Annotated in this window: 17 protein-coding genes; 12 read left to right on the top strand and 5 right to left on the bottom strand. The window is 40.2% G+C overall.

The window, feature by feature from the left end; translation table 11 throughout:
* The first annotated feature begins 152 nt into the window (after positions 1-152).
* Positions 153-971, top strand: coding sequence for an rRNA large subunit pseudouridine synthase E (locus F885_RS00325; protein ID WP_005184119.1), 819 nt, complete (start codon positions 153-155; stop codon positions 969-971).
* Positions 972-1057: 86 nt separating this feature from the next.
* Here the strand turns inward: F885_RS00325 and F885_RS00330 are convergent, their stop codons facing one another.
* The 3 genes from F885_RS00330 to F885_RS00340 form a co-directional block, all read right to left on the bottom strand.
* Complete coding sequence (locus F885_RS00330) at positions 1058-3289, bottom strand: NADP-dependent isocitrate dehydrogenase (protein WP_005322990.1); 2232 nt, start codon at positions 3287-3289, stop codon at positions 1058-1060.
* A gap of 327 nt (positions 3290-3616) precedes the next feature.
* Positions 3617-4993, bottom strand: a complete 1377-nt coding sequence (locus tag F885_RS00335) for a heavy metal sensor histidine kinase (protein WP_005322988.1) — start codon at positions 4991-4993, stop codon at positions 3617-3619.
* Positions 4977-5660: a heavy metal response regulator transcription factor gene (locus F885_RS00340; protein WP_005322987.1), complete on the bottom strand. Its 684-nt coding sequence runs from the start codon at positions 5658-5660 to the stop codon at positions 4977-4979. Before F885_RS00340 ends, F885_RS00335 begins: the two co-directional genes overlap by 17 nt.
* A gap of 150 nt (positions 5661-5810) precedes the next feature.
* Here F885_RS00340 and F885_RS00345 point away from each other — a divergent pair, with 150 nt between their 5' ends.
* On the top strand, positions 5811-6503 hold the full coding sequence (locus tag F885_RS00345) for an outer membrane protein (RefSeq protein ID WP_005322986.1): 693 nt from the start codon (positions 5811-5813) through the stop codon (positions 6501-6503).
* A gap of 121 nt (positions 6504-6624) precedes the next feature.
* Positions 6625-7026 (top strand): hydroxyisourate hydrolase, encoded by a 402-nt coding sequence (uraH, locus tag F885_RS00350; protein WP_005322985.1) that lies wholly within the window; start codon positions 6625-6627, stop codon positions 7024-7026.
* A 36-nt stretch (positions 7027-7062) separates the two neighbouring features.
* On the opposite strand, the gene F885_RS00355 is transcribed toward uraH, so the two are convergent.
* Positions 7063-8766 carry a M61 family metallopeptidase gene (locus F885_RS00355; protein ID WP_005322984.1) on the bottom strand — a complete coding sequence of 568 codons (1704 nt, stop codon included), beginning with the start codon at positions 8764-8766 and terminating at the stop codon, positions 7063-7065.
* A gap of 437 nt (positions 8767-9203) precedes the next feature.
* On the opposite strand from F885_RS00355, the gene F885_RS00360 reads away from it, so the two are divergent.
* The 9 genes from F885_RS00360 (at position 9204) to F885_RS00400 (ending at position 19878) form a co-directional block, all read left to right on the top strand.
* Positions 9204-10523 carry a D-alanyl-D-alanine carboxypeptidase PBP6B gene (locus F885_RS00360; protein ID WP_004801383.1) on the top strand — a complete coding sequence of 440 codons (1320 nt, stop codon included), beginning with the start codon at positions 9204-9206 and terminating at the stop codon, positions 10521-10523.
* Between the two features lie 95 nt (positions 10524-10618).
* On the top strand, positions 10619-11905 hold the full coding sequence (locus F885_RS00365; protein WP_005322983.1) for an NAD(P)/FAD-dependent oxidoreductase: 1287 nt from the start codon (positions 10619-10621) through the stop codon (positions 11903-11905).
* Between the two features lie 125 nt (positions 11906-12030).
* Positions 12031-12513, top strand: coding sequence for an FKBP-type peptidyl-prolyl cis-trans isomerase (locus F885_RS00370; protein ID WP_004801387.1), 483 nt, complete (start codon positions 12031-12033; stop codon positions 12511-12513).
* A gap of 119 nt (positions 12514-12632) precedes the next feature.
* A complete protein-coding gene (locus F885_RS00375; RefSeq protein ID WP_005322982.1) occupies positions 12633-14072 on the top strand; it encodes a cryptochrome/photolyase family protein in 1440 nt (479 codons plus the stop codon).
* Between the two features lie 186 nt (positions 14073-14258).
* Positions 14259-15008, top strand: a complete 750-nt coding sequence (locus F885_RS00380) for a hypothetical protein (protein ID WP_032859887.1) — start codon at positions 14259-14261, stop codon at positions 15006-15008.
* A complete protein-coding gene (locus tag F885_RS00385; protein ID WP_005202266.1) occupies positions 15008-15913 on the top strand; it encodes a hypothetical protein in 906 nt (301 codons plus the stop codon). The genes F885_RS00380 and F885_RS00385 overlap by 1 nt, the downstream gene beginning before the upstream one ends.
* Positions 15900-17150 carry a glycosyltransferase family 2 protein gene (locus F885_RS00390; RefSeq protein ID WP_004801394.1) on the top strand — a complete coding sequence of 417 codons (1251 nt, stop codon included), beginning with the start codon at positions 15900-15902 and terminating at the stop codon, positions 17148-17150. The genes F885_RS00385 and F885_RS00390 overlap by 14 nt, the downstream gene beginning before the upstream one ends.
* The gene (locus F885_RS00395) at positions 17151-18998 is read left to right on the top strand and encodes a hypothetical protein (RefSeq protein ID WP_005322980.1); all 1848 of its coding nucleotides are present in this window, start codon (positions 17151-17153) and stop codon (positions 18996-18998) included. It abuts the gene before it with no gap.
* Positions 18976-19878, top strand: a complete 903-nt coding sequence (locus F885_RS00400; RefSeq protein ID WP_005322979.1) for an alpha-amylase family protein — start codon at positions 18976-18978, stop codon at positions 19876-19878. The genes F885_RS00395 and F885_RS00400 overlap by 23 nt, the downstream gene beginning before the upstream one ends.
* On the opposite strand, the gene F885_RS00405 is transcribed toward F885_RS00400, so the two are convergent.
* Positions 19875-21089: a tetratricopeptide repeat protein gene (locus tag F885_RS00405; protein ID WP_005322977.1), complete on the bottom strand. Its 1215-nt coding sequence runs from the start codon at positions 21087-21089 to the stop codon at positions 19875-19877. The two genes, F885_RS00400 and F885_RS00405, sit on opposite strands and share 4 nt — an antisense overlap.
* Between the last annotated feature and the right edge of the window lie 64 nt (positions 21090-21153).

Genomic DNA, 21153 nt, shown 5'->3' with positions numbered 1-21153 from the left:
CCTTCTATGGCATACTTTCGTTTTTTATTGCATGAAACAGTTTAGTTCAAAACAGGTTTTTTTGAGATTTATACGGGAAATAACAACATTTCTCCATTAAATAGAAACCTTTATTGTTATGATGCCGCCCATAGCCAAAGTAGTATATCCATATGAAAGTAGTCGTATTTAATAAACCTTTTGACGTTTTGTCACAGTTTCGCGAAGATGAAAAACATTTAACAGTTTCAAGTTTTATTAAAGATCCTGAACTTCGTATTGCAGGACGTCTAGATTTAGACTCCGAAGGTTTAATGTTTCTTACTGATCACGGTGGTTTAAATCAATTCATTACCCATCCTGATAATAAGAAATATAAAACTTATCTTGCTCAAGTTGATGGTGATGTCACAGAAGAAGCAATTGAAAAACTGCAAAAAGGTGTTGAACTTGCAGATGGTATGACTTTACCTGCCAAAGCGCGTAAAGTTGATCAACCTGAATGGCTATGGGAACGTAACCCACCAGTACGTTATCGTGCAAATATTCCAACGACTTGGATCGAACTACAAATCTGCGAAGGTCGTAATCGTCAAGTACGTCGTATGACAGCGGCTGTGGGTTTCCCGACTTTACGTCTGATTCGTACGCAAATTGGCAGCATTGATCTCGTCAAACTCGGTTTACAGCCTGGTGAACAACTCGAAATCGAACCTTTACTTTATCCAGACTTTAAAGACGTTCCGGCAGACAAGCCTTATGAAGGTCGTTCTTTCGCGAAAAAATCGAATAATAAACCGCATTTCTCTCGTGCAAAAGATAAAGCACGTGAAGAAAGAGGTGAAAAACCATTTAAAGGTAAGAAAAAAGCTGGCGGTGGTACAACCCGTATTTGGCAAACTGATGATGCAGATAAACCACGTCGTAAGACCAATGGTACAACGCGTCCAAATACCAAAGCACCACGCGGACGTAGCCGTAACGGTCGTTAAAATCTAAATTGAGCGCATAAAAAAGCCGATGTTTTCACATCGGCTTTTTTATATCACCGACAATATTGTCGGTGATATATCAACAATTACAGTGACGCAAGTGTGGTATTAAACGTTGCACTTGGACGCATTACTGCATTTACTTTCGCTGGATCGATTGCATAGTAACCACCGATATCAGCAGCTTGACCTTGTACTTGAGCAAGCTCAGCAACAATCTTCTGTTCGTTTTCAGCAAGTGATTTTGCAAGCGGAGCAAATTTCGCTTTCAACTCAACATCTTCATCTTGAGCTGCTAATGCTTCAGCCCAGTACAATGCTAAATAGAAGTGGCTGCCACGGTTATCTAACTCACCTGTACGACGTGATGGCGATTTGTCGTTATCCAACAATTTTCCTGTCGCTTGATCAAGCGTCTTGGCAAGCAATTTCGCACGGTCATTACTTTCTTTGATACCAAGCTCTTCTAAAGATACAGCTAACGCAAGGAACTCACCAAGTGAATCCCAACGTAAGTGGTTTTCTTCAACTAACTGCTGTACATGTTTCGGTGCTGAACCGCCCGCACCTGTTTCGTACATGCCACCGCCAGCCATTAGCGGCACGATTGACAACATTTTCGCTGAAGTACCCAATTCCATGATCGGGAACAAGTCAGTTAAGTAATCACGTAAGATGTTACCCGTTACCGAAATAGTATCTAAACCACGTGCTACACGTTCAAGCGTATAACGCATTGCACGTACTTGTGACATGATTTGGATATCAAGACCAGTAGTGTCATGATCTTTCAAGTATTTTTCAACTTTCTTGATCAATTCATTTTCGTGTGGACGGTATGGGTCAAGCCAGAAGATCGCCGGCATGCCAGAGTTACGTGCACGTGTTACTGCAAGTTTCACCCAGTCACGGATTGGTGCATCTTTCACCTGACACATACGCCAGATATCACCTTCTTCCACATTTTGTGACATCAACACTTCACCTGTGTCTAAATCAGTAATGTTGGCAATACCCGCTTCTGAAATTTCAAAAGTCTTATCGTGTGAACCGTATTCTTCTGCTTTTTGCGCCATCAAACCAACGTTAGGCACAGTACCCATAGTACGTGGGTCAAAGTTACCATTCCACTTACAGAAATTGATCATTTCTTGGTAGATACGTGCGAAAGTTGATTCAGGCATTACTGCTTTACAGTCGTAAGGTTTGCCGTCAGCACCCCACATTTTACCGCCACCACGAATCATTGCAGGCATAGAAGCATCTACAATCACGTCATTTGGTGAATGGAAGTTGGTAATACCTTTTGCAGAATCAACCATTGCAAGCGCAGGACGGTGTTCTTGGCAAGCATGTAAATCCTCAATGATTTCTTCACGTAAAGACGTCGGTAAAGTTGCGATCTTTTCATAAAGACCAGCCATACCATTGTTTACGTTAATACCGAGTTCATCAAACAATTTGCCGTGTTTTTCAAAAGCATCTTTGTAATAGATTTTTACACAGTGACCGAATACGATCGGGTGTGATACTTTCATCATGGTTGCTTTCACGTGTAATGAGAACAAAATGCCCGCTTCACGACAATCTTCAAGTTCTTTTTCATAGAAATCGCAAAGCGCTTTCTTGCTCATAAACATTGAGTCAATGATTTCGCCATCTTGAAGTGCAACTTTTGGCTTAAGCACAATGGTTTCACCAGACTTAGTGATGAGTTCCATTTTCACATTACGTGCACGGTCTAAAGTCATTGATTTTTCGCCATGGTAGAAGTCGCCTTCATCCATGTGAGAAACGTGAGTCTGTGACCATTGCTTCCACTCGCTCATTGAGTGCGGGTGTTTTTTCGCATAATTTTTTACCGCAGCTGGTGCACGACGGTCAGAGTTACCTTCACGCAATACTGGGTTTACAGCTGAACCAAGGCATTTACCATAACGTGCCTTGATTTCTTTTTCTTCTTCAGTGGTTGGGTTTTCTGGATAATCAGGAATTGCATAGCCCTTCGACTGGAGCTCTTTAATACATGATACCAACTGAGCAACAGACGCACTGATGTTCGGAAGTTTAATGATATTGGTATCTGGATCTTGCGTAAGACGACCTAACTCCGCAAGGTTATTGTTTACCTTTTGCTCATCTTTGAGGTAATCTGAAAATTCTGCGAGCACACGAACCGCAACTGAGATGTCACTTTTAACAATCTCAATGCCAGCAGGTTTTGTAAAGGTCTCAATGATCGGTAGTAATGAATAAGTCGCTAATAAAGGCGCCTCATCAGTCAGTGTGTAAATGATTTTTGACTTTCCACCAGCCATATATAGCCCCTTGTGTTGGATTGAGTTATGGAAAACTGCGCTTGTGGCCCAGCTCCTAGAACCGATTTGCTTGAACAAACTTGAGAGTATCAGCGTTCATCACATGCTAGTCAACGCAATATCCTGTGATAACGACATTTCGATAAAAAATACTACAAAATGATATAATAGTAGCGTTCTGGTATGTATATATGAGGCCAAGTTATGTCTTTTCAAATACAAACCACTGCCAACTTTAAATGAACGCACTGAATTGATCATTTAGCAAACAAATATGCAATTGCTTAAGCATGAGCCCTATTTTGACAGAGCTTGATGAAGATTACGTTAATTCTTTAGTGGTAAGATCAATTTAAACGCCACCCCTTCAAATCGATTTTCGACCTCAGTTGAACCAGTATGTAACTGCATAATTGAACTCACAATAGCCAAACCCAGACCACCTGTTTGTGCTTTTTGATGTCGACTTTCATCGACCTGATAAAACCGGTCGAATAAGTAAGGTAAATGCTTTTCATCAATAAAAACGCCTTCTGTCACAATCGTCATGACACAGTTTAAATCACGTTGCTTTACCGCTACTGCAATCACACCATGCGCTCGCCCATGTAAAATGGCATTACTGATTAAATTCGCAATCGCACGCTGGATTAATGCCTCATTCGCCATGATATTGAAATCATCCATGACATCCAGTTGGAGCGTCATCTGATGTTCTTCAATCAAACAATCAAAATAATCAATAACATTCCTCATCAGCTGTTTGACATTGACTGACTTTTTCTCAAGCACCTGTTCATCATGTTCAGAACGTGCAATAAACAGCATGCTTTCGATCATTTTGGTGAGTCGTTCATACTCTTCCAAATGCGAATATAATAAATTTTCTAATTCTTCTGTTTTACGGGGTTGTGACAATAGAATCTGAGTTTGTCCCATTAAATTATTCAGTGGTGTTCTCAGTTCATGTGCAATATCTTCTGAAAATTGCGCCAGTTTCTGATAATCCTGCTGAATTTTATCCAGCATTTCATTCATCGCCTGACTCAGTTGCTGAACTTCAATATTGGTGGATTCAACTTCAATACGATGATTCAGTTTTTGCACATTAATTTTACTGGTCTCGGCAATTAAAGTACGCATGGAACGGAATAAATAATGTCCCACCATAAATCCCAGAAGACTGGACAATAGAATACCTAGCCCGCTATAAAACAAGACTTTCCAAAAATATTGACTCAGGATCTGGTTCGCCCCATCCCATTGTTGTCCTGCAATCAATTGATACTGCTTATGACCATATTGGATGGATTGAAATGCAAAGCGTGTACTCGGACGCTCAACTGTATTATTGCGATACTGAATTTTATTAGAATAATTCAGTTCAGGGATTTTGATCTGTAATGGATTAATCCGAATGATATCCCGTGCTGATTCTTTGACAATAAAAATACTGTCCTCATGCCCCACCATATTTTCATAAAGCTTAGGATATTTCCCCAATATCTGAACAGTATGTGCATCGGTCAAAAAAACTTCCATTCGTTTGATCCGAGCAGCCAAGGCCTTATCTTGCTGGGTATAGACCATTTCACGAAAATTTTGATAAGACAAACCGCCAATACTGATAAAAACGACGCAGGAAATTAAGCTAAAGGCAATACTTAAGCGGGAAGCCAATGACAGTCTATTCATTATTGCCATCTTTTAAATCAACCTTATAACCCATGCCCCTGACGGTATAAATTAACTTGGGAACAAAATGATCATCAATCTTTGCCCTTAATCGGCGTATCGCAACATCCACCACATTGGTATCCGTATCAAAATTAATATTCCAAACCATTGAGGCAATTTGCGTTCGTGTGAGTACTTCACCACGATGTTGAATCAACAACTGTAACAACACAAACTCTTTGGCAGTTAAATCAATTTTAGTATCAGCACGATACACTTCCCGACTGAGTCGGTTTAAGCTTAAGTTTGAAATTTGATAAATTTCTTTTTCTACATTCGGTACACGGCGTAACAGGCTTTTGATTCTTGCCAATAGTTCCACATAAGAAAATGGTTTAATTAAATAATCATCGGCCCCAAGCTCCAAACCTTTTACTCGATCTAGAACATGATCTTTTGCAGTTAGCATTAAAACTGGCATTTTCGAAAAAGTGCGTAATGTTTGCAAAACTTGCCAACCGTCCAATTGTGGCAACATCACATCCAAAATCAGTAAATCAAAGAGGTCTTGTTGCAAACGTGACAATGCCTCTATGCCATCTTTTGCAATAGCACAGGTATAACCTGATTCATTTAATCCTTTCGCTAAAAACTGCGCGATTTTAGATTCATCTTCGACAATTAAAATATGCATCCCACATCTTAACCTTGTTTATTCATTGCCAAGATTACAAATCGGTAATCCAATTGTCATCACGCCAAGATTTTTTTCTTCCTACCATGTTCTGAGGAAATAAAGATTTTTATCACCAAACATTCCTCTACTGATTTTGGAAAATTGAATATGGACAAGCTACTCACCCGTTTCGCAGTTTCATCTGTTTTACTAACTGTTGTATCCCTAAGTTATGCTCAGGACGTAAATGATGCAGGTTATTATATCTCTGCAAAAGTTGCCGCTGCTAAGCTCCAAGCCGACAATATGGAAACCAGCTTACGCCCAGGGATTGGTCAATTTATCGCGGGTAAAGATAAAAAAGATTTAACCAATACCTCACTAGGTTTCGGCTATGACTTTGGCAATGGTTGGCGTACTGAAGGTGAATATAGCTTTAAAAATAATGCTGAATTTACCAGTGGTTCGAGTAAATTTCCAAGCAGCCTCAATCATCATAAAGTCGATACACAACGTTTAATGTTGAATGCTTATCGTGATTTTGAAATCATGCAAAATGTCGCTGTATACGGCAATCTTGGATTAGGTGTTGCACGTACGGAATCTTCAGGCTGGCAAGGTAATACCTCTCGCCAATATCTTTCAAATACCGAAACTCAACTGGTGTATAGCATAGGTGCAGGTGCTAGTTATAAAGCAATTGATAATCTTAACCTTGATTTGGGCTACCGTTATGTAGACTTGGGTAAAGCCGATAGCGGGTTAAACAACTTTGCCAATGCGCGTAGTTTGCAAGATGAGCAAATGAAAGCACATCTATACTCAAACGAGTTCTATCTCGGTGCCAGATACTCATTCTAAATTTTAAAGGCACTGATCAGCAGTGCCTTTTTTCACTCCTATCCCATGCCTATGCATTGCCCTCACAACAACTGACGGCAATACATACGGAAAAATTGATCAAGAAAGGTGGAATTTTGCTATGTATAAAAATCTATTCGCCATCGCCGCACTATCAGCTTCAAGCAGCTTATTCGCAGCAACAAACCCATTGAGTGTGCATGTTCTCAATCAGCAAAATGGTCTACCTGCTGCTGATGTCACCGTTGTTCTCGAAGCACAACAAAAAAATCAATGGATAGAAATCAATCAGGCCAAAACTGATCAGAATGGACGAATTCCTGCGCTTTATCCGGCGCAACAACAATTAAAGTCAGGTATTTATAAAGTAACTTTTAAAACAGGTGACTGGTATAAAGCGCAAAAGCAAAGCAGTTTTTTCCCTGAAATTCCTGTTATTTTTGAAGTTGATGGAACCTTACCGCACTATCACATTCCATTACTGCTCAGCCCCTATGGTTATTCGACCTATCGTGGCAGCTAATAAAAAGGACGCTCATAGCGTCCTTTTTATCAAGTTCTAACCCTTCAACCAGCGGTCAACTTTTTGTTGGTCTTCAACTTTAAGTTCAACTGTTGTGAGTGAGTTTTCACCCGCTTGTAGTTCCAGTTGTAATAACTCATCGCGACGGAATGCATAAACTGCAAAGCGACCTTTTTGTTTCGCATATTTCGCTAAAAGTTTTTCTGATGCTTTGATACCATCAATCGCGATAATGACATCATTTGCCGACAAGCCCGCTTGAGCTGCAGCACTCTCTCGACGCACTTGCTGTACCACCACACCTTCCGCTTTATCAGCCACTTTTAAGCCAAAAGGTAAAGCCTTATCATCCTTAATACTATAACTTAAACCAAATTCAGGAAATAGTTGATCAAGTGGTAACTCATCCGTGGTGTTAATCAAATGATTGATTTGCTCGATCCAGTTATCACCTGTCAATTCATTACATAATTCAAAAATAGTCCGATCATTAACCTGAATGCCATTTTGGGTATTTTCATACAAACGGCGCATCAAGGCATCTAAGTTGGAGCCACGTAAGCGTAAGCCTAAGTCTAGGCAAAGCGCCACCAAACTCCCTTTGTTATAGTAGCTAGTCCCTGCATTATTTGAGTTTTCATCCTGACGGTAGAACTTAATCCATGCATCAAAACTCGACTCGGAAACCGATTGAATCAAGCGTCCTGGATTTTGTAAGTAACGATCAATTTGCGCTTTCAGTAATTCTAGATAAGACTTCTGCGAAATCACACCACTACGCAATAAAATCAAATCATCGTAATAAGACGTAAAACCTTCAAAAATCCAAAGTAAGCTGGTATAGGCTTCTTTATGCAAATCATAATTGGCAAAATTTTCAGGACGAATAAATTTCACTAACCATGAATGAAAATACTCATGGCTGCAAAGACCTAAGAAGCGTTGATAATCTTTAGAAGGTTCTTCTGTTTCATCTTCCTTCGGTAAATCATCACGTGGTGTAATTAAGCTGGTACTGTTGCAGTGCTCCAAACCACCATAACTATTGCCTGTGGCCATGGTCATAAAGGTATAGTTTTGGAATGGTGCTGAACCAAACATGTTGATTTCAGTCTGGCAGATCTTTTGAATGTCTGCCTCTAAACGCGACAAATTGGTCGTGTGCTTCCCTGAGATTACAAACTCATGTGGAATACCGTTGGCTTCAAAACTAAAACGGCTTTGATCTGCCAACTCAAATGGGCTATCAATCAGTTGATCATAATTTTCCGCTTTTAAGGTGAAACGCCCCTTTACCAAGCTTTTTGATGGCAAACCTGTTGCGATTTGAAAATGTTTTAATTCATCAGGTAAGAATAGTTCAAGCTCACATGCTGCTTGTTCTTGATCTATCAGCCCTAAACAAACACATGCAGGATTAACATATAATCGTGTTTGATCGACATAGGCGCCACGTACAGACAAATCATAGGCATAGACATCGTATTCAACCGTAATCAGTTCGTGATCGGTATTGAATAAACGCCAACGATTTTTTTCTGTTTTTTTAATGCTTAACAAACGCCCTGCTTCATCAGACGCTTTAACCGATTCAATATGTTTTGAGAATTCTCGAATCAAATAACTACCAGGAATCCAAGTCGGTAGCCAAAGTTCTTGATTGGGATTTGCAAGAAAACGAAGTGTGACATGAATCAGGTGCTGGCGATAATCGTCGAACTCAATTTGGTAGTGCAACATAATTTTTAATCATGAAAATAGGAACAATTTCACACAGCTTAGCATTTTTTTACAAAGTCATGCGTAGATGTCGTAATTGTCAGCAAAAGTTTAGGGGCTATTGTCACTTTATCTATGGTTGCGACAGTGGAGATTTTTTAGGCGATACAAGGCATGTCTTGTGAAATTTAGTCATTCTAAATGAACAAGGCATAACGTAGTAGCGACAAAAAATGTTCCTGTCCCAAAGGGTTGTGGCTAAAATATCCTCATACTTCGTTATGAAACTTGGCAAGGGAATAGCCATTCCCTGCGTTTCATGCCTTGCCTGATGATTTTTTAGCCTACAACGCAATTCATATATAAATTGTCAATAGCCCCTAGATTCTTCAACAAAAAAGTCATAGCATTCTTGTCTCGCATTCTGGGCCATCGGATCGGCAATACAAGGTATTCACGTGAAATTTCTCCTCTCCCTCTTTACGTTGTTTAGTCTCGTCTGTGCAAACCTTGCACATGCAAATTTACTGAACATCGCCCCTGAAACAGTTGAAGCACAAGCATGGTCGGTGATTGATGCTCAATCAGGGCAAATCATCGCTGAACATAATAGCCACGTTCAACGTGCGCCAGCGTCTTTAACCAAAATGATGGTTGCCTATATCGCATTAAAAGAGATCGAAGCGGGTAAATTACGTAAAGAAGAAGTGCTGACGGCTACACCTGTGGTCAGTACAGTGATGTGGGATGAGTCACAGATGTACCTGAAAGCTGGCGAACAGATTTCGGTGGATCAGCTTTTGGCAGGTTTAATTGTGATGTCTGCCAATGATGCAGCAGTCACCCTTGCTGAAAAAATTTCAGGCAGTGTGCCGCAGTTCGTTGCTCGTATGAATCAAGAAGCACAAGCATTGGGCATGAAAGATACACATTTCAGCAATCCTGCTGGGATTACCATGACCGATCATTATTCAACAGCGGCGGATTTAAGCCTACTTGCAAAAGCGATTGTGAAACAAACACCTGAATATTTATATTATTCAAAAATGCCAAGTTTTAGTTATAACCAACGCTTCCATCATGCAACCAATCTTGCTTTGAAAATGGATCCAACTGCAGATGGCTTAAAAACAGGTTTTACCAAAGCGGCGGGTTACAACTTAGCCCTCACTGCTGAGCGTCCGACCTTTAATCCACAAGTTGAAAAACGTCGTTTGATTGTTGTGGTATTAGGTACACCTAGCGCAGTAAAACGTGCTGAAGTGGCACATAAGTTAATGAACTTGGCCTATACCTATACCCGCGATGAAGAAATAATTCCAAAGCAAAGGTTGATTGCCGAATTGCCTGTGATTAAATCAACTTTGAAGATATTTAAAGTTGAAACACAGCAACCGACCATTGTGACCACTTCTTTATATGGTCAAACCGCACCCATTGATTTAAACACTTTTGACTTACTCACCCAACGTATTCATTTGACAGATGCCAACCAGCAAGTCACGACCGTTGAACCGCTTCAAACCACCAATACACATATCAATATTGAGCTCAATGAACAGCATTTAACTGCCCCTTTGACTCAAGTCATGAACTTGGCAACGGTATCGATTTATCAAAACAATCAATTGATACGTAGCTTACAAATTGAGAATGATGTACAGATTGAAGAAGCCAATATTTTTCAGAAAATTATGATCTGGTTTTCGAATTTGTTCAGTTTTTTCTCAACAAATGACACTAAAAACCCAAAACTTTACCCTTTAAACCAAGGTTAAAAAAAACCTACTATTTCTATCAAGATTACCAATACAATATAAAAAAAAGGATGGCATAATCCTGCCATCCTTTCACAAAAAAAATTAGGTTAATCATGAGTAAAACCTTACATCATATCGTGATTGTAGGCGGTGGCGCAGGTGGTTTAGAGCTTGCGACACAACTAGGAGAACGTTTTGGTCGACGCAAGAAAGCCCGAATTACCCTAGTTGACCAAAACCTCACTCACATATGGAAACCTCTCCTTCACGAAATCGCAGCAGGTTCACTTAATCCTCACGAAGAACAAACCAATTATTTTGCTCACGCAGAAAAACATCATTTTGAGTTCGTGCTTGGAACCTTAATCGATGTCAATAAAGATCAAAAACAAATTACACTTTCTCCCCCACAGCTTTCTAAAGAACATACTCCCCTGACTCAAAGTCTCAGTTACGATACGCTGATACTTGCAGTTGGTTCTGTATCCAATGACTTCGGTACCGAAGGTGTGCGTGAACATTGCCACTTCTTAGATAGTCGAAAACAGGCTGATATCTTCCAACAAGATTTGTTTCATCTATATATCGAAGCACAAAACCAACCAACTGAACGTGCTTTAAATATTGGCATTGTTGGTGCAGGTGCAACGGGGGTTGAACTTGCAGCGGAACTAATTGAAACCACGAAAAACTTTTATCGATATGGTTTAAAGAAAATTGATCCAAAGCAGGTTAAGATTACCCTAATTGAAGCCTCTGATCGCATTCTCCCTGCACTGACTGAAAAAACGGCTGCACACAGTGCCAAGCAACTGAAAAAAATGGGTATTGAAATTCTGACCCAACATAAAGTGCAAAAAGTCGATGAATCAAATGTCTATTTTAGTAATGGCAGTGTCTTGCACTCCGATATTACGGTTTGGGCAGCAGGCGTCAAAGCACCGAAAGTTCTAGAATCATTTACTGATTTTAAACGTGACAAGATTAATCGTTTAATGGTGTATGCAACACTACAGACTTATTCTGACCCAAATGTATTTGCCTTTGGTGATTGCGCCAACTGTCAATTAGATGCGCGTCAACCGCCATTAGGCCCACGTGCGCAAGTGGCAAGTCAGCAAGCAACATTCTTGGTCGATGCAATGGCCGCACGTTTGTCGGGTTCTCCGCAACCAATGTTTAGCTTTAATGAGAAAGGATCTCTGGTGTCATTAAGCCATAATCAAGCTGTAGGCGAGTTGTTAGGCGATGTCAGCGTACAGGGCTTTATTGCAAAAACCATGTATGTATCGTTATACCGATTGCATCAAGCCAATATTCATGGCTATACCCAAGCAGGTATGCTGACCATGAAGGATTTTCTAACGCGTCGTGTACGTCCAAAAATTAAGCTGTATTGAGTTGAAATTTGATATTTCGTCTCAATATTTAACTAAATCGTTTCAAAAAGTGGAAAATAGTCAACAAAATCTATTTTTCACTTTATGATATACAGCTAAAACTATTGATGACATGGATTCAAAACATGACTGCTATTGCACTTAACCACGTGGTTTCATTCCACTACACTTTAACAAACGCTGAGGGTGAAACACTTGATCAATCTCAAGGTGAACCACTTGCATATTTGCACGGCGCAGGCAACATCATTCCTGGTTTAGAAAATGCACTTACAGGTAAAACTGTAGGCGAAAAATTCACTGTAAACGTTCCAGCTGCTGAAGGTTATGGCGAATATAACCCAGACCTCGTTCAAGAAGTTCCAGCTCAAATGTTCCAAGGTGTGGACAACATCCAACCTGGTATGCAATTCCAAGCTCAAACTGATGATGGCGTTCAAATCGTAACTGTTAAAGCGATTGAAGGCGACAACATCATCGTTGATGCGAACTTCCCACTTGCTGGCCAAGATCTTACTTTTGAAGTAGAAATCGTTGAAATCCGTGATGCTTCTCAAGAAGAATTAGATCATGGTCACGTTCACGGTGCAGGTGGTCACCACCACTAATTCATTTTTGAATTAGATGGAAAAAGCAAAGCTTCGGCTTTGCTTTTTTATTGCCAAGCACTTTTCCAAAATCGAAAAATCGCTTAACGTTATTCAACTTTCGATTACAATCCACAGCTATGTCTCAGACCTATCAACTGATTTGGTTTCGCCAAGATTTAAGAATCCATGATCATGCAGCACTTTGGCATGCGACTCAGGCAGGCCCTACAATTGCACTTATCATTTTGTCCCCTGCGCAGTGGCAGCAACATGACGATGCAGCGATTAAAATCGAATTTTATCTACGTCAATTACAACAACTCAAACAGCAACTTGCAGACCTGAATATTCCCCTGCTGGTTCAAACAATTCCATTTTGGAAAGATATCCCTGATTTTTTCTCACGTTTAATGCAAAAACTTAATATTGAAAATATATATGCCAATATCGAACTTGGGATCAATGAACTCAAACGAGATCAGACTGTACAGCATCAAATCAATCAATATAAAAAAGAATTGATCCTTTTCCATGATCGAACTCTATTTCCAGTGGCCTCTATCCGCAATCAATCTAACTCACCCTATCAGGTTTTTGGTGCATTTAAGAAAACCTGCTATCAACGTTTACAGCACGGTTTACCCCAATGTTATCCCTCCCCAACGGAGCAGCAACCGCTGTCTCTGGATATATCCGCCTTTCAACAAGATGACATCCAAACATTACAACGCGACTATATAAAACAAATCCAAGATACCAACTTTAGCAAATGGCAAGTTGGAGAAGCACATACACTCATACTCTTAGATCAATTTATTGATGAGCACTTAGCAGCTTATAAAACTGCACGTGATTTACCGGCTGTTTCAGGCACCAGTCAGTTATCAGCCTATTTAAATATTGGGATTATTTCGATTCGGCAATGCCTGCAAGCCCTGTTTAGACAGCAACACGGTCATTTTGAGATTCAATCTGAAGGCCAACAAACATGGTTAGATGAATTACTTTGGCGTGAGTTCTACCAACATATCTTGTTTGATTTTCCCAATGTCTCCAAACATCAGCCCTTTCAATCCCAGACCCAAAAGATCAACTGGCGAGATGATCCTATTGCTTTAGAAAAATGGCAACAAGGACAAACAGGGATTCCAATTATTGATGCAGGTATGCGGCAAATGTTAGCCACGGGTTGGATGCATAATCGAGTCCGTATGATCTGCGCCATGTTCTTAAGCAAAAACCTCCTCATCGACTGGCGTAAAGGTGAACAATGGTTTATGCAGCACCTGATTGATGGTGACTTGGCTGCCAATAATGGGGGATGGCAATGGTGTGCTTCGACAGGCACGGATGCTGTTCCTTATTTCCGTGTGTTTAATCCAACGACGCAATCACAAAAGTTTGATCCTGAAGGCGAATATATCCGTCAATGGATTCCAGAACTTGCCCATCTTGATAACAAAATGATTCATGAACCTTATGCAAAAAATCAGGCTTTAATACTGGATTATCCTAAGCCGATAGTGGATTTAAAGGCCAGTCGACTACGTGCAATCGATGCATTCAAATCACATTAACAGAGCTTACATAAGTTAAATAAACTTCTAAAATAGGATACTTTTTATTATTTTGAAATACAGACTATACTGTATGTTACTGTTTATAAAATTATTTTACAAAGCTAACAACAGAAAAACTGTCGTCAGAACTGTAAAATAATGCTAACTTCTTCACAAAAGACATTTATTAAAACTAAAATTATTATGCAAAAAAATCCGGCTCCAGCACTCGTCTTGTGGATTATCTCAGCTCAAATTTTTATGGGCATCGTTGCGTACGAGTGGCTGCCAGCAAGTTATCGCGGAAGCTGGGTGTTTTTACTTATTTTGTTAATTTCAGGGGCTTTTTTAAATGTTGGTATGGCCTTAGTTCTCGGGCTCGTCACATTTGTTGGTGTTGCTGTCTATTTTTTCCTTGACCTCGCCAATCAAACTTATGTCGAACGTCAACTGCTATTATTGTTTGTGCTACCAATTACACCGATCTTTTTAAGTGCGATACGTCATAATATTCAAAATGCGCTAAAGAGCTTCCGCGACATTCAGAGTTATGATCGAAATTATCAACACGATATTTTGCCGCTCACTGCATTGAAACATTTCCAAGGCGAATTAAAAAAGCTATTGCAGCTCACGCATAAAGATCACTATAAAATTATTACCACTCATATCAATAATACCGTACTAATTCGTGAAATGCTGGGCGAAGACATCTGGAAAGAAACCCAGAATAAAATTATGGCGATTCTTTCAAATGAAAGAGAGAGTGTGATTTACCATTTCATTAATGAAGAACTCAGTGAAATTAAAAGTATTGTCATTCACGAGCCGAGCATTGATGAACATCACATCTATCCACACTTCATTCAAGACCTTCAGGAACTGACTGTACTCAAACTGCATATTGAGCAACATACTGAATACTTAGCACCTTCCAGTCGAGAGGTGCGCTGATGTCAGTATTACTCAATATCTGTGGTGTACTGGTTGCAACCAGCCATTTCCCAGATACAACCTTGCAGCAATTTTATCAGCAGTACTATCACTGTCAGATCGAAGCAGCAAAAACGGATCTAAGTACTCAAATTCAAACACCGCAAACGGTTGCTGAATTCTTTCCTCAGCCTGCGACATGGTGGCCTGTGTTCACATCTGATCAGTTGGACTCCGAAAGCTTTAAACAATTGGTTGAACAAGGCGTTAAACCAGGTGTGATTTTACCCAATGAATATTTTAGCGCGGTTAAATATTATAAAATTAAAAAAGCCGTCAATGAAGGTGCTATTCCTGTTGCCTTCTATCAAATGGCTCATGCAAAGTATTTTGCAGCTAAAGCAACTTTCTCAACTGCCATTGGCCTACGTCCCTTAGCGGCATTGATTGAAACGGGTTGGGATGAAAACCTGATTGCTCAACCCGCTGGTAGTTATATTATTCAATCAGACCTCCCTGATGAATTACGTATTCCAGCGCGAAAAATTCAACATCATCAGCACTATTTTTATCAAGCGATTACCGATCCTGCACAAAGCTCAGGTTATCAAGTGGTAATTAATCCACCACTTGGAATGCCCGTAAATACTATTGAGTATCCAAAACTGGGGATCTCATGGGATCTGAATCGCACACAATTTAGCAGCAGTACGGATGGAGTTGAAACCAGTTTATTTGGCTATATTTTGATTGGGCTAAGTACAGTGGTTATTCCACTGGATTATATCTATTCGGCACATTATCCGAGTTTACTCAGCACATTTGGGAGTTCTATCTCCTGGATTTCTTTATTACTTGGCGGCGGATTACTCCTGATCTTGATTATTTCTATCATTCGTAGGAGAAGAATAAATGCCCGCAATTGATATTCTTTTCTTATTTGGCTTTTTAGGCATTTGGATTCCACAAGCCTTTTGGGCATGGTTGAGCTTTCAGGCATGGAAATATTCTAAAAATGCAGCAAAAGAACTGGAAAATCTGCCTATTCCTGAACGATGGCCCGTATTAAGTGTCTTGATTCCAGCCTATAACGAAGGTGTGGTCATCGAAGACACTTTACATGCGATTGCACAACAGGATTATCCTGCACATGCCTATGAAGTACTACTGATTAATGATGGTTCAAAAGACAATACGCTAGAAATTGCGGAAAGAATGGCGGCCATTTATCCTTGCATTAAAATTGTTAATGTACCGAAAGGGATGGGAGGAAAAGGCAAATCACGCACGTTGAACAATGGTTTACCCCATGCTACCGGTGAGCTCATTGTGGTCTATGATGCCGATAGTACGCCTGAACCTGACTGTGTGCGCCTATTAGCCCAGACCTTACTGGCCGATAAAAAATTAGTGGCGGTAAACGGTAAAGTCCGTACCCGTAATTGGCGTGACAGTATTTTGACCCGTTTTATTGCGATTGAATTTATTTTCTTCCAATGGATTTTCCAAGGTGGCCGTTGGCAGCGTTTTGAACTGTCGACCTTAATGGGCACCAATTACGTAATCTGGCGCGATGCTCTAGAAACGCTAGGTGGTTTTGATGAAAAATCTTTGGTCGATGATACCGAGATGAGCTTTAGAATTTTCCTCGGGCAAAGACGGATTAAATGGGTACCCTACGCGGTTGGTTGGCAACAAGACCCTCCTTCTCTAAGTGTATTTGTAAAACAACGCTCACGCTGGACGCAAGGGAATTTCTACGTTACCAGTAAATATTTACCGATCGCACTTCGAAAACCATTCCCTATCGGCATCGAAATTTTTAACAACATCATGTGCTATGTGCTATTTGTACCTGCGCTGATCTGGAGTCACATCACTTTAACGTTAGGCTTATTGGGTATTGCAGGGATTACCGTTCCTGGTCCATTTACGTTACTTTGGGGCCTATCCTTCTGTTTATATGTCGCACAAATGTGGTTCACCCTATCTTTAGAAAGAGCCAAACCTCAACTATATTTCTTCGCGGTTTTATCTTATGTCACGTATTCACAAGTATTCTTATTTATCGTGTTTAAAGCGGCTTATGACATGCTTAAAAATAAGATTCAGGGAAACTCGTTACAGTGGTATAAAACTGAGCGTAGCAAGGAGAAAAAATAAATGAAAAATAAAACCTTACATCATCCATTTTTAAAAGCTATGCTTGCAAGTGTAGTCCTCTCCTTGCCCGTATTCACATCTGCGGATACATTAAATACATGGACCTTTGACAACATCAACACGTCCAATAAATATACCATTGAACCGCACTTCTTTTATGTGGGCAAAGGCTCTGAATGGCAGAACATCCGTTTTACTAGCGATTACTCCACAGAGCATTTCACCACTTTACTCGTCAAATTTGATGACAAGCTGATCTACAACAACACCTTAAATGGCGACGGTACATTAAGCTTCGACATTCCTGCAACTCAAAACGGTTTTCATCGTTTAGATTTTATTTTACAGCAGTATTCACCAAATACCTCGCCTGCTGCTGACCGGACTACCTTCTGTAGTGAGGATGTCGATCAGGTAACTTATTTAAGTAATTCTAAAATTGAATATACACGCCACCGCCCCGTTTATCGCTTAAAAGATTTGCCTGATGCTTTATTTAACCCACAGGTTGTCCGTCCAACGCCATTTGTTGGAGTCTTGAAATATAATCCCGCAAATGTCAATGAAGCTTCAATGCTAGGACGTTTGATCAGTGCATGGGGTTCAGTCACGCCTATCCAATGGTATGAACAAAACGCACCAACGGAGCAGACACCCAACTTTTATATTGAAATTGTAAAATCAGCCAGTCCGTTACCTAAAGGGACTTTAGTGCAAATTAGCACTGCCAATGATATTCCAACCTTACAAATTCAATATGACCAACCAGAAAAACTGACCTCTGCAATTAACGGCTTACTCAATTCAGAATATTTACAACAACTGAATACCTCAGCAACCTTTCTTCCCAATAAGCTTGCAGCACCAAACTGGGCTAAAATCAAACAAATTCACACCCTTGCCGATTTAGGTATTAGTGATTTCCGCTTGAACCAAGCTGAAAAAAATCTCTTCCTCAACTTCCCCGCAGTTTGGCAGCCAACGGATATTTTACAAGGTCAAATTGCATTGCGTGTGCAGAGTGGTTTATTGGAAGGCTCTAACATTACCACTTGGATTGATGGCGGTTTTGCGGGGAGTTTGAAAACAGCCAATTTAGATTCGGACCCAGTAAATCGACAATTTAACTATTTTGCCAAAACTATTTCGAACAATACGACCTTTAACTTAAAGCTTGAAAATTCGGTGATTGTAAATTCACAATGTTTACCAACCGCAAAAGGTTCTCTCTGGATTGATACACAAAAATCGACGGTAAAACTCCCGCATAAACTCAAAAATGGGGTTGCATCCTTATCAATGACTTTTGCAACCCATCCAACCATTGCGATTGATAGCAATGCGGGAAGCTTGGAAATCGCGATGATCGTCAGCCAAGTGGCTAAAAAAATGCTGATGACCAATGATCCAATCCCACTCAATCTAGTCAAACTTGATCCAGCAAAACCCGAACTTCTCAACGTACAGGTCAACCCCAATATCTATCGCCAACAGGTATTAATGCATCAAAGCACACTTTACCCTCCTGCAACTGTGAATGGCTTCTTGGTCAGTTTCCATGATCAACGCTTTGATATTATTACTGACTCGATGCAAGGCGCTCAAAACTTCACCAAGCTTTGGGAAAAGGTTCAACAAAATATCCCCAATAATGCCAGCAAGATATTGGTGACTGAAAGTGGTCAGGTCTTCATTTTACAAAAGATTATGGTCGGTAACCAGAAAGCCCCTCTTGTTAAGCAATCATCATTCTTTATCTTGGTCGTTATAATCTCTGCTATCATGGTTCTTGCAATTTTGCTCTGGTACTGGCGAAAAAGACCAAATGCTAAAAATAAGGCTGACTAAATCCACAACGTTAATCACGCTTGCTTTATCAGCCCTGTTATTCTTAGGAGGTTGTATTCATCATCTCAAAACAGATGTACAACCTCCACAAATTGAAGGTATGTTCTGGCAACCTGACTTGGCTACAACGCCACCGTCAGGCAATTGGGACTTACTGGGTGTTTCTACTTTCGTGCCACAATGGTCGGTGGTGCAATCTAAATCATGGTTTGATCATGACATGGGTTTAGAAAAATGGGATAAAAATATTAATCTGAAACAGCTCCAGCAAAAAGCATGGGCTCAGCATATTTTACTTGGATTAGCAGGAGAATATGATGAGAAGCTAGCTCGCTCCAATGTATTACAACTTGCTGAAAATTCTAAAAAAATAATAGAGAATACCAAGTTCATTCCTCTTAAAGGTTATTACTTTCCTGTAGAAGCAGACCCAACTTGGATTTGTGTAGATGATCTTGCCAAAGCCATTCGAACTTTGCCCAAACCACTTTGGATCAGTATCTATAGTGGCGAACAAGCACCTGAACATTTAGATTCCTGGTTAAAAAGCTGGTTACCAAGCCATACAGGTGTATTCTTCCAAGATGGTGTTGGCGTTGGAACGCGTTCACCTCAACAAGCCCGAGTCGTGCTAGAAGACCTTCAAAAAGAATTTGGTAAGGATAATATTGTGATTGTATTAGAAGCTTTTCGTCCCGTGAAAGGCGGAAAGTTTCGCTCCGCCTACCCATGGGAAATCATGCAACAACTGAAAGCCTACGAAGGACAAAAAGTGTATATTTTTGACGGTCCACATTATATGAACCGTATGACAGTTTATGCAGTCGCATTGTGGTATAGGCTAAAGTATCGAGCTCGTAGCACAGAGATCAATCCTTAAAAACTCTTATAAAAAACCAGTTCAGTACGTGTGTTGTTATAGTTTTCAGTGCCATCAGCTAAAGCATCTTTAAAGTAATGTCCATACAGTCGTTCAACTCTTAGTTTTACTGGAACATAGTTAAACGGCTGCCAAGCAACGCCTGCACCATATTCAAATAAATTATTGTAATTTTCGCCTTTAGAATCTGCCAAAGTATGCAGTTTGCCATAGGCTTGTACGGTACCTACTTCACCGCGATATACATTGAAGCCTGAACGCAAGCGTAAATCAGCAATTACATTATAGTCCTCGCGAGAGTAACTCGCGACATTGCCATACAGATCCGTAAAATAATCATTCCAAATCGTACGCTGCTCAATCGCTGGGTTTGCATACCACTCTTGATAGCCAGTGACCCCACCCACCACACTTTCCCGGAATTTATCCCGATTACGGTCAATCAGATCATAGCTGCCACCCACTTCTAAATAAGCACGGATCGGAATTGATTGCCACGGTTGATAGTTCGCTCCTACACCAATCGTCACTGCATTCTCATCAATAATTTCTGGACGTACGCCGCCTTTAGATTTGGTGTCACGGTTTAGATTCACAAAGCCATACACTTGCGCCCGTCCATTATCAAGATTCTTCCCATAACGCATTTTTAAGGGAAAAATGAAATCGTCATAACGTGACTCATAAGACGGGGCAAAATACACATCTTTAAACGTCGAGGGAACAGATGCCCCGCTCAGGTTTTGCACTGCTTGCTGCGCTTTTGCAGCAATTTCAGCGTCGGATGAGGTCGATAAATTCTTAAAAATCACTAAGGCTTCTTTGTTCCTTTTTTGCTGATTCAACAAATACGCTTCTTGTAATTTCAGTTGATCATCTTCGGGTGCAAGCTGTTCAGCCTTACGCACACTTTGAATAGCATCATTTTGTTTATTTAAGCGAATCTGCAAATAAGTCAGACTTTTCCAAACCTTGATATCTTGTGGCGTGATTTGTCCTAATTCAAGCAAGATTTTCTCAGCTTCTACTGGCTGGCTTTGTTCAATTTTATAAAACTTGTCCCAACGATCATAAATTGGGTTACCTGGTTTATATGCTGCATCCCCTTCTTTGACAAAATCAGAATCAGCACTGAATGCATATTGAACTGGTAAGATAAGACCTAAAATTAATAGTGTATGACTCAGCAGCTTATTTTTGGAATTGTTCATCGCAGATCTCAACTAAAAATACTCAGAATATAGACAATAAAAAGTCAATGTAATCTAAAGTTAA

The sequence above is a fragment of the Acinetobacter higginsii genome (assembly GCF_000369845.1).
Lineage (GTDB): Bacteria > Pseudomonadota > Gammaproteobacteria > Pseudomonadales > Moraxellaceae > Acinetobacter > Acinetobacter higginsii.
Note: the sequence above shows the minus strand (reverse complement) of the source record. Positions and strands in the feature narration are given on the sequence as shown.

Excerpts from the sequence above, each read along its gene's own strand:
- F885_RS00375 (WP_005322982.1), top strand. The coding sequence starts at position 12,633 with ATGTCTCAGACCTATCAACTGATTTGGTTTCGCCAAGATTTAAGAATC.
- F885_RS00345 (WP_005322986.1), top strand. The coding sequence starts at position 5,811 with ATGGACAAGCTACTCACCCGTTTCGCAGTTTCATCTGTTTTACTAACT.
- F885_RS00325 (WP_005184119.1), top strand. The coding sequence starts at position 153 with ATGAAAGTAGTCGTATTTAATAAACCTTTTGACGTTTTGTCACAGTTT.
- F885_RS00365 (WP_005322983.1), top strand. The coding sequence starts at position 10,619 with ATGAGTAAAACCTTACATCATATCGTGATTGTAGGCGGTGGCGCAGGT.
- F885_RS00340 (WP_005322987.1), bottom strand. The coding sequence starts at position 5,660 with ATGCATATTTTAATTGTCGAAGATGAATCTAAAATCGCGCAGTTTTTA.
- F885_RS00395 (WP_005322980.1), top strand. The coding sequence starts at position 17,151 with ATGAAAAATAAAACCTTACATCATCCATTTTTAAAAGCTATGCTTGCA.
- F885_RS00390 (WP_004801394.1), top strand. The coding sequence starts at position 15,900 with ATGCCCGCAATTGATATTCTTTTCTTATTTGGCTTTTTAGGCATTTGG.
- F885_RS00370 (WP_004801387.1), top strand. The coding sequence starts at position 12,031 with ATGACTGCTATTGCACTTAACCACGTGGTTTCATTCCACTACACTTTA.
- F885_RS00355 (WP_005322984.1), bottom strand. The coding sequence starts at position 8,766 with ATGTTGCACTACCAAATTGAGTTCGACGATTATCGCCAGCACCTGATT.
- F885_RS00405 (WP_005322977.1), bottom strand. The coding sequence starts at position 21,089 with ATGAACAATTCCAAAAATAAGCTGCTGAGTCATACACTATTAATTTTA.
- F885_RS00335 (WP_005322988.1), bottom strand. The coding sequence starts at position 4,993 with ATGGCAATAATGAATAGACTGTCATTGGCTTCCCGCTTAAGTATTGCC.
- F885_RS00400 (WP_005322979.1), top strand. The coding sequence starts at position 18,976 with ATGCTAAAAATAAGGCTGACTAAATCCACAACGTTAATCACGCTTGCT.
- uraH (WP_005322985.1), top strand. The coding sequence starts at position 6,625 with ATGTATAAAAATCTATTCGCCATCGCCGCACTATCAGCTTCAAGCAGC.
- F885_RS00385 (WP_005202266.1), top strand. The coding sequence starts at position 15,008 with ATGTCAGTATTACTCAATATCTGTGGTGTACTGGTTGCAACCAGCCAT.
- F885_RS00380 (WP_032859887.1), top strand. The coding sequence starts at position 14,259 with ATGCAAAAAAATCCGGCTCCAGCACTCGTCTTGTGGATTATCTCAGCT.
- F885_RS00330 (WP_005322990.1), bottom strand. The coding sequence starts at position 3,289 with ATGGCTGGTGGAAAGTCAAAAATCATTTACACACTGACTGATGAGGCG.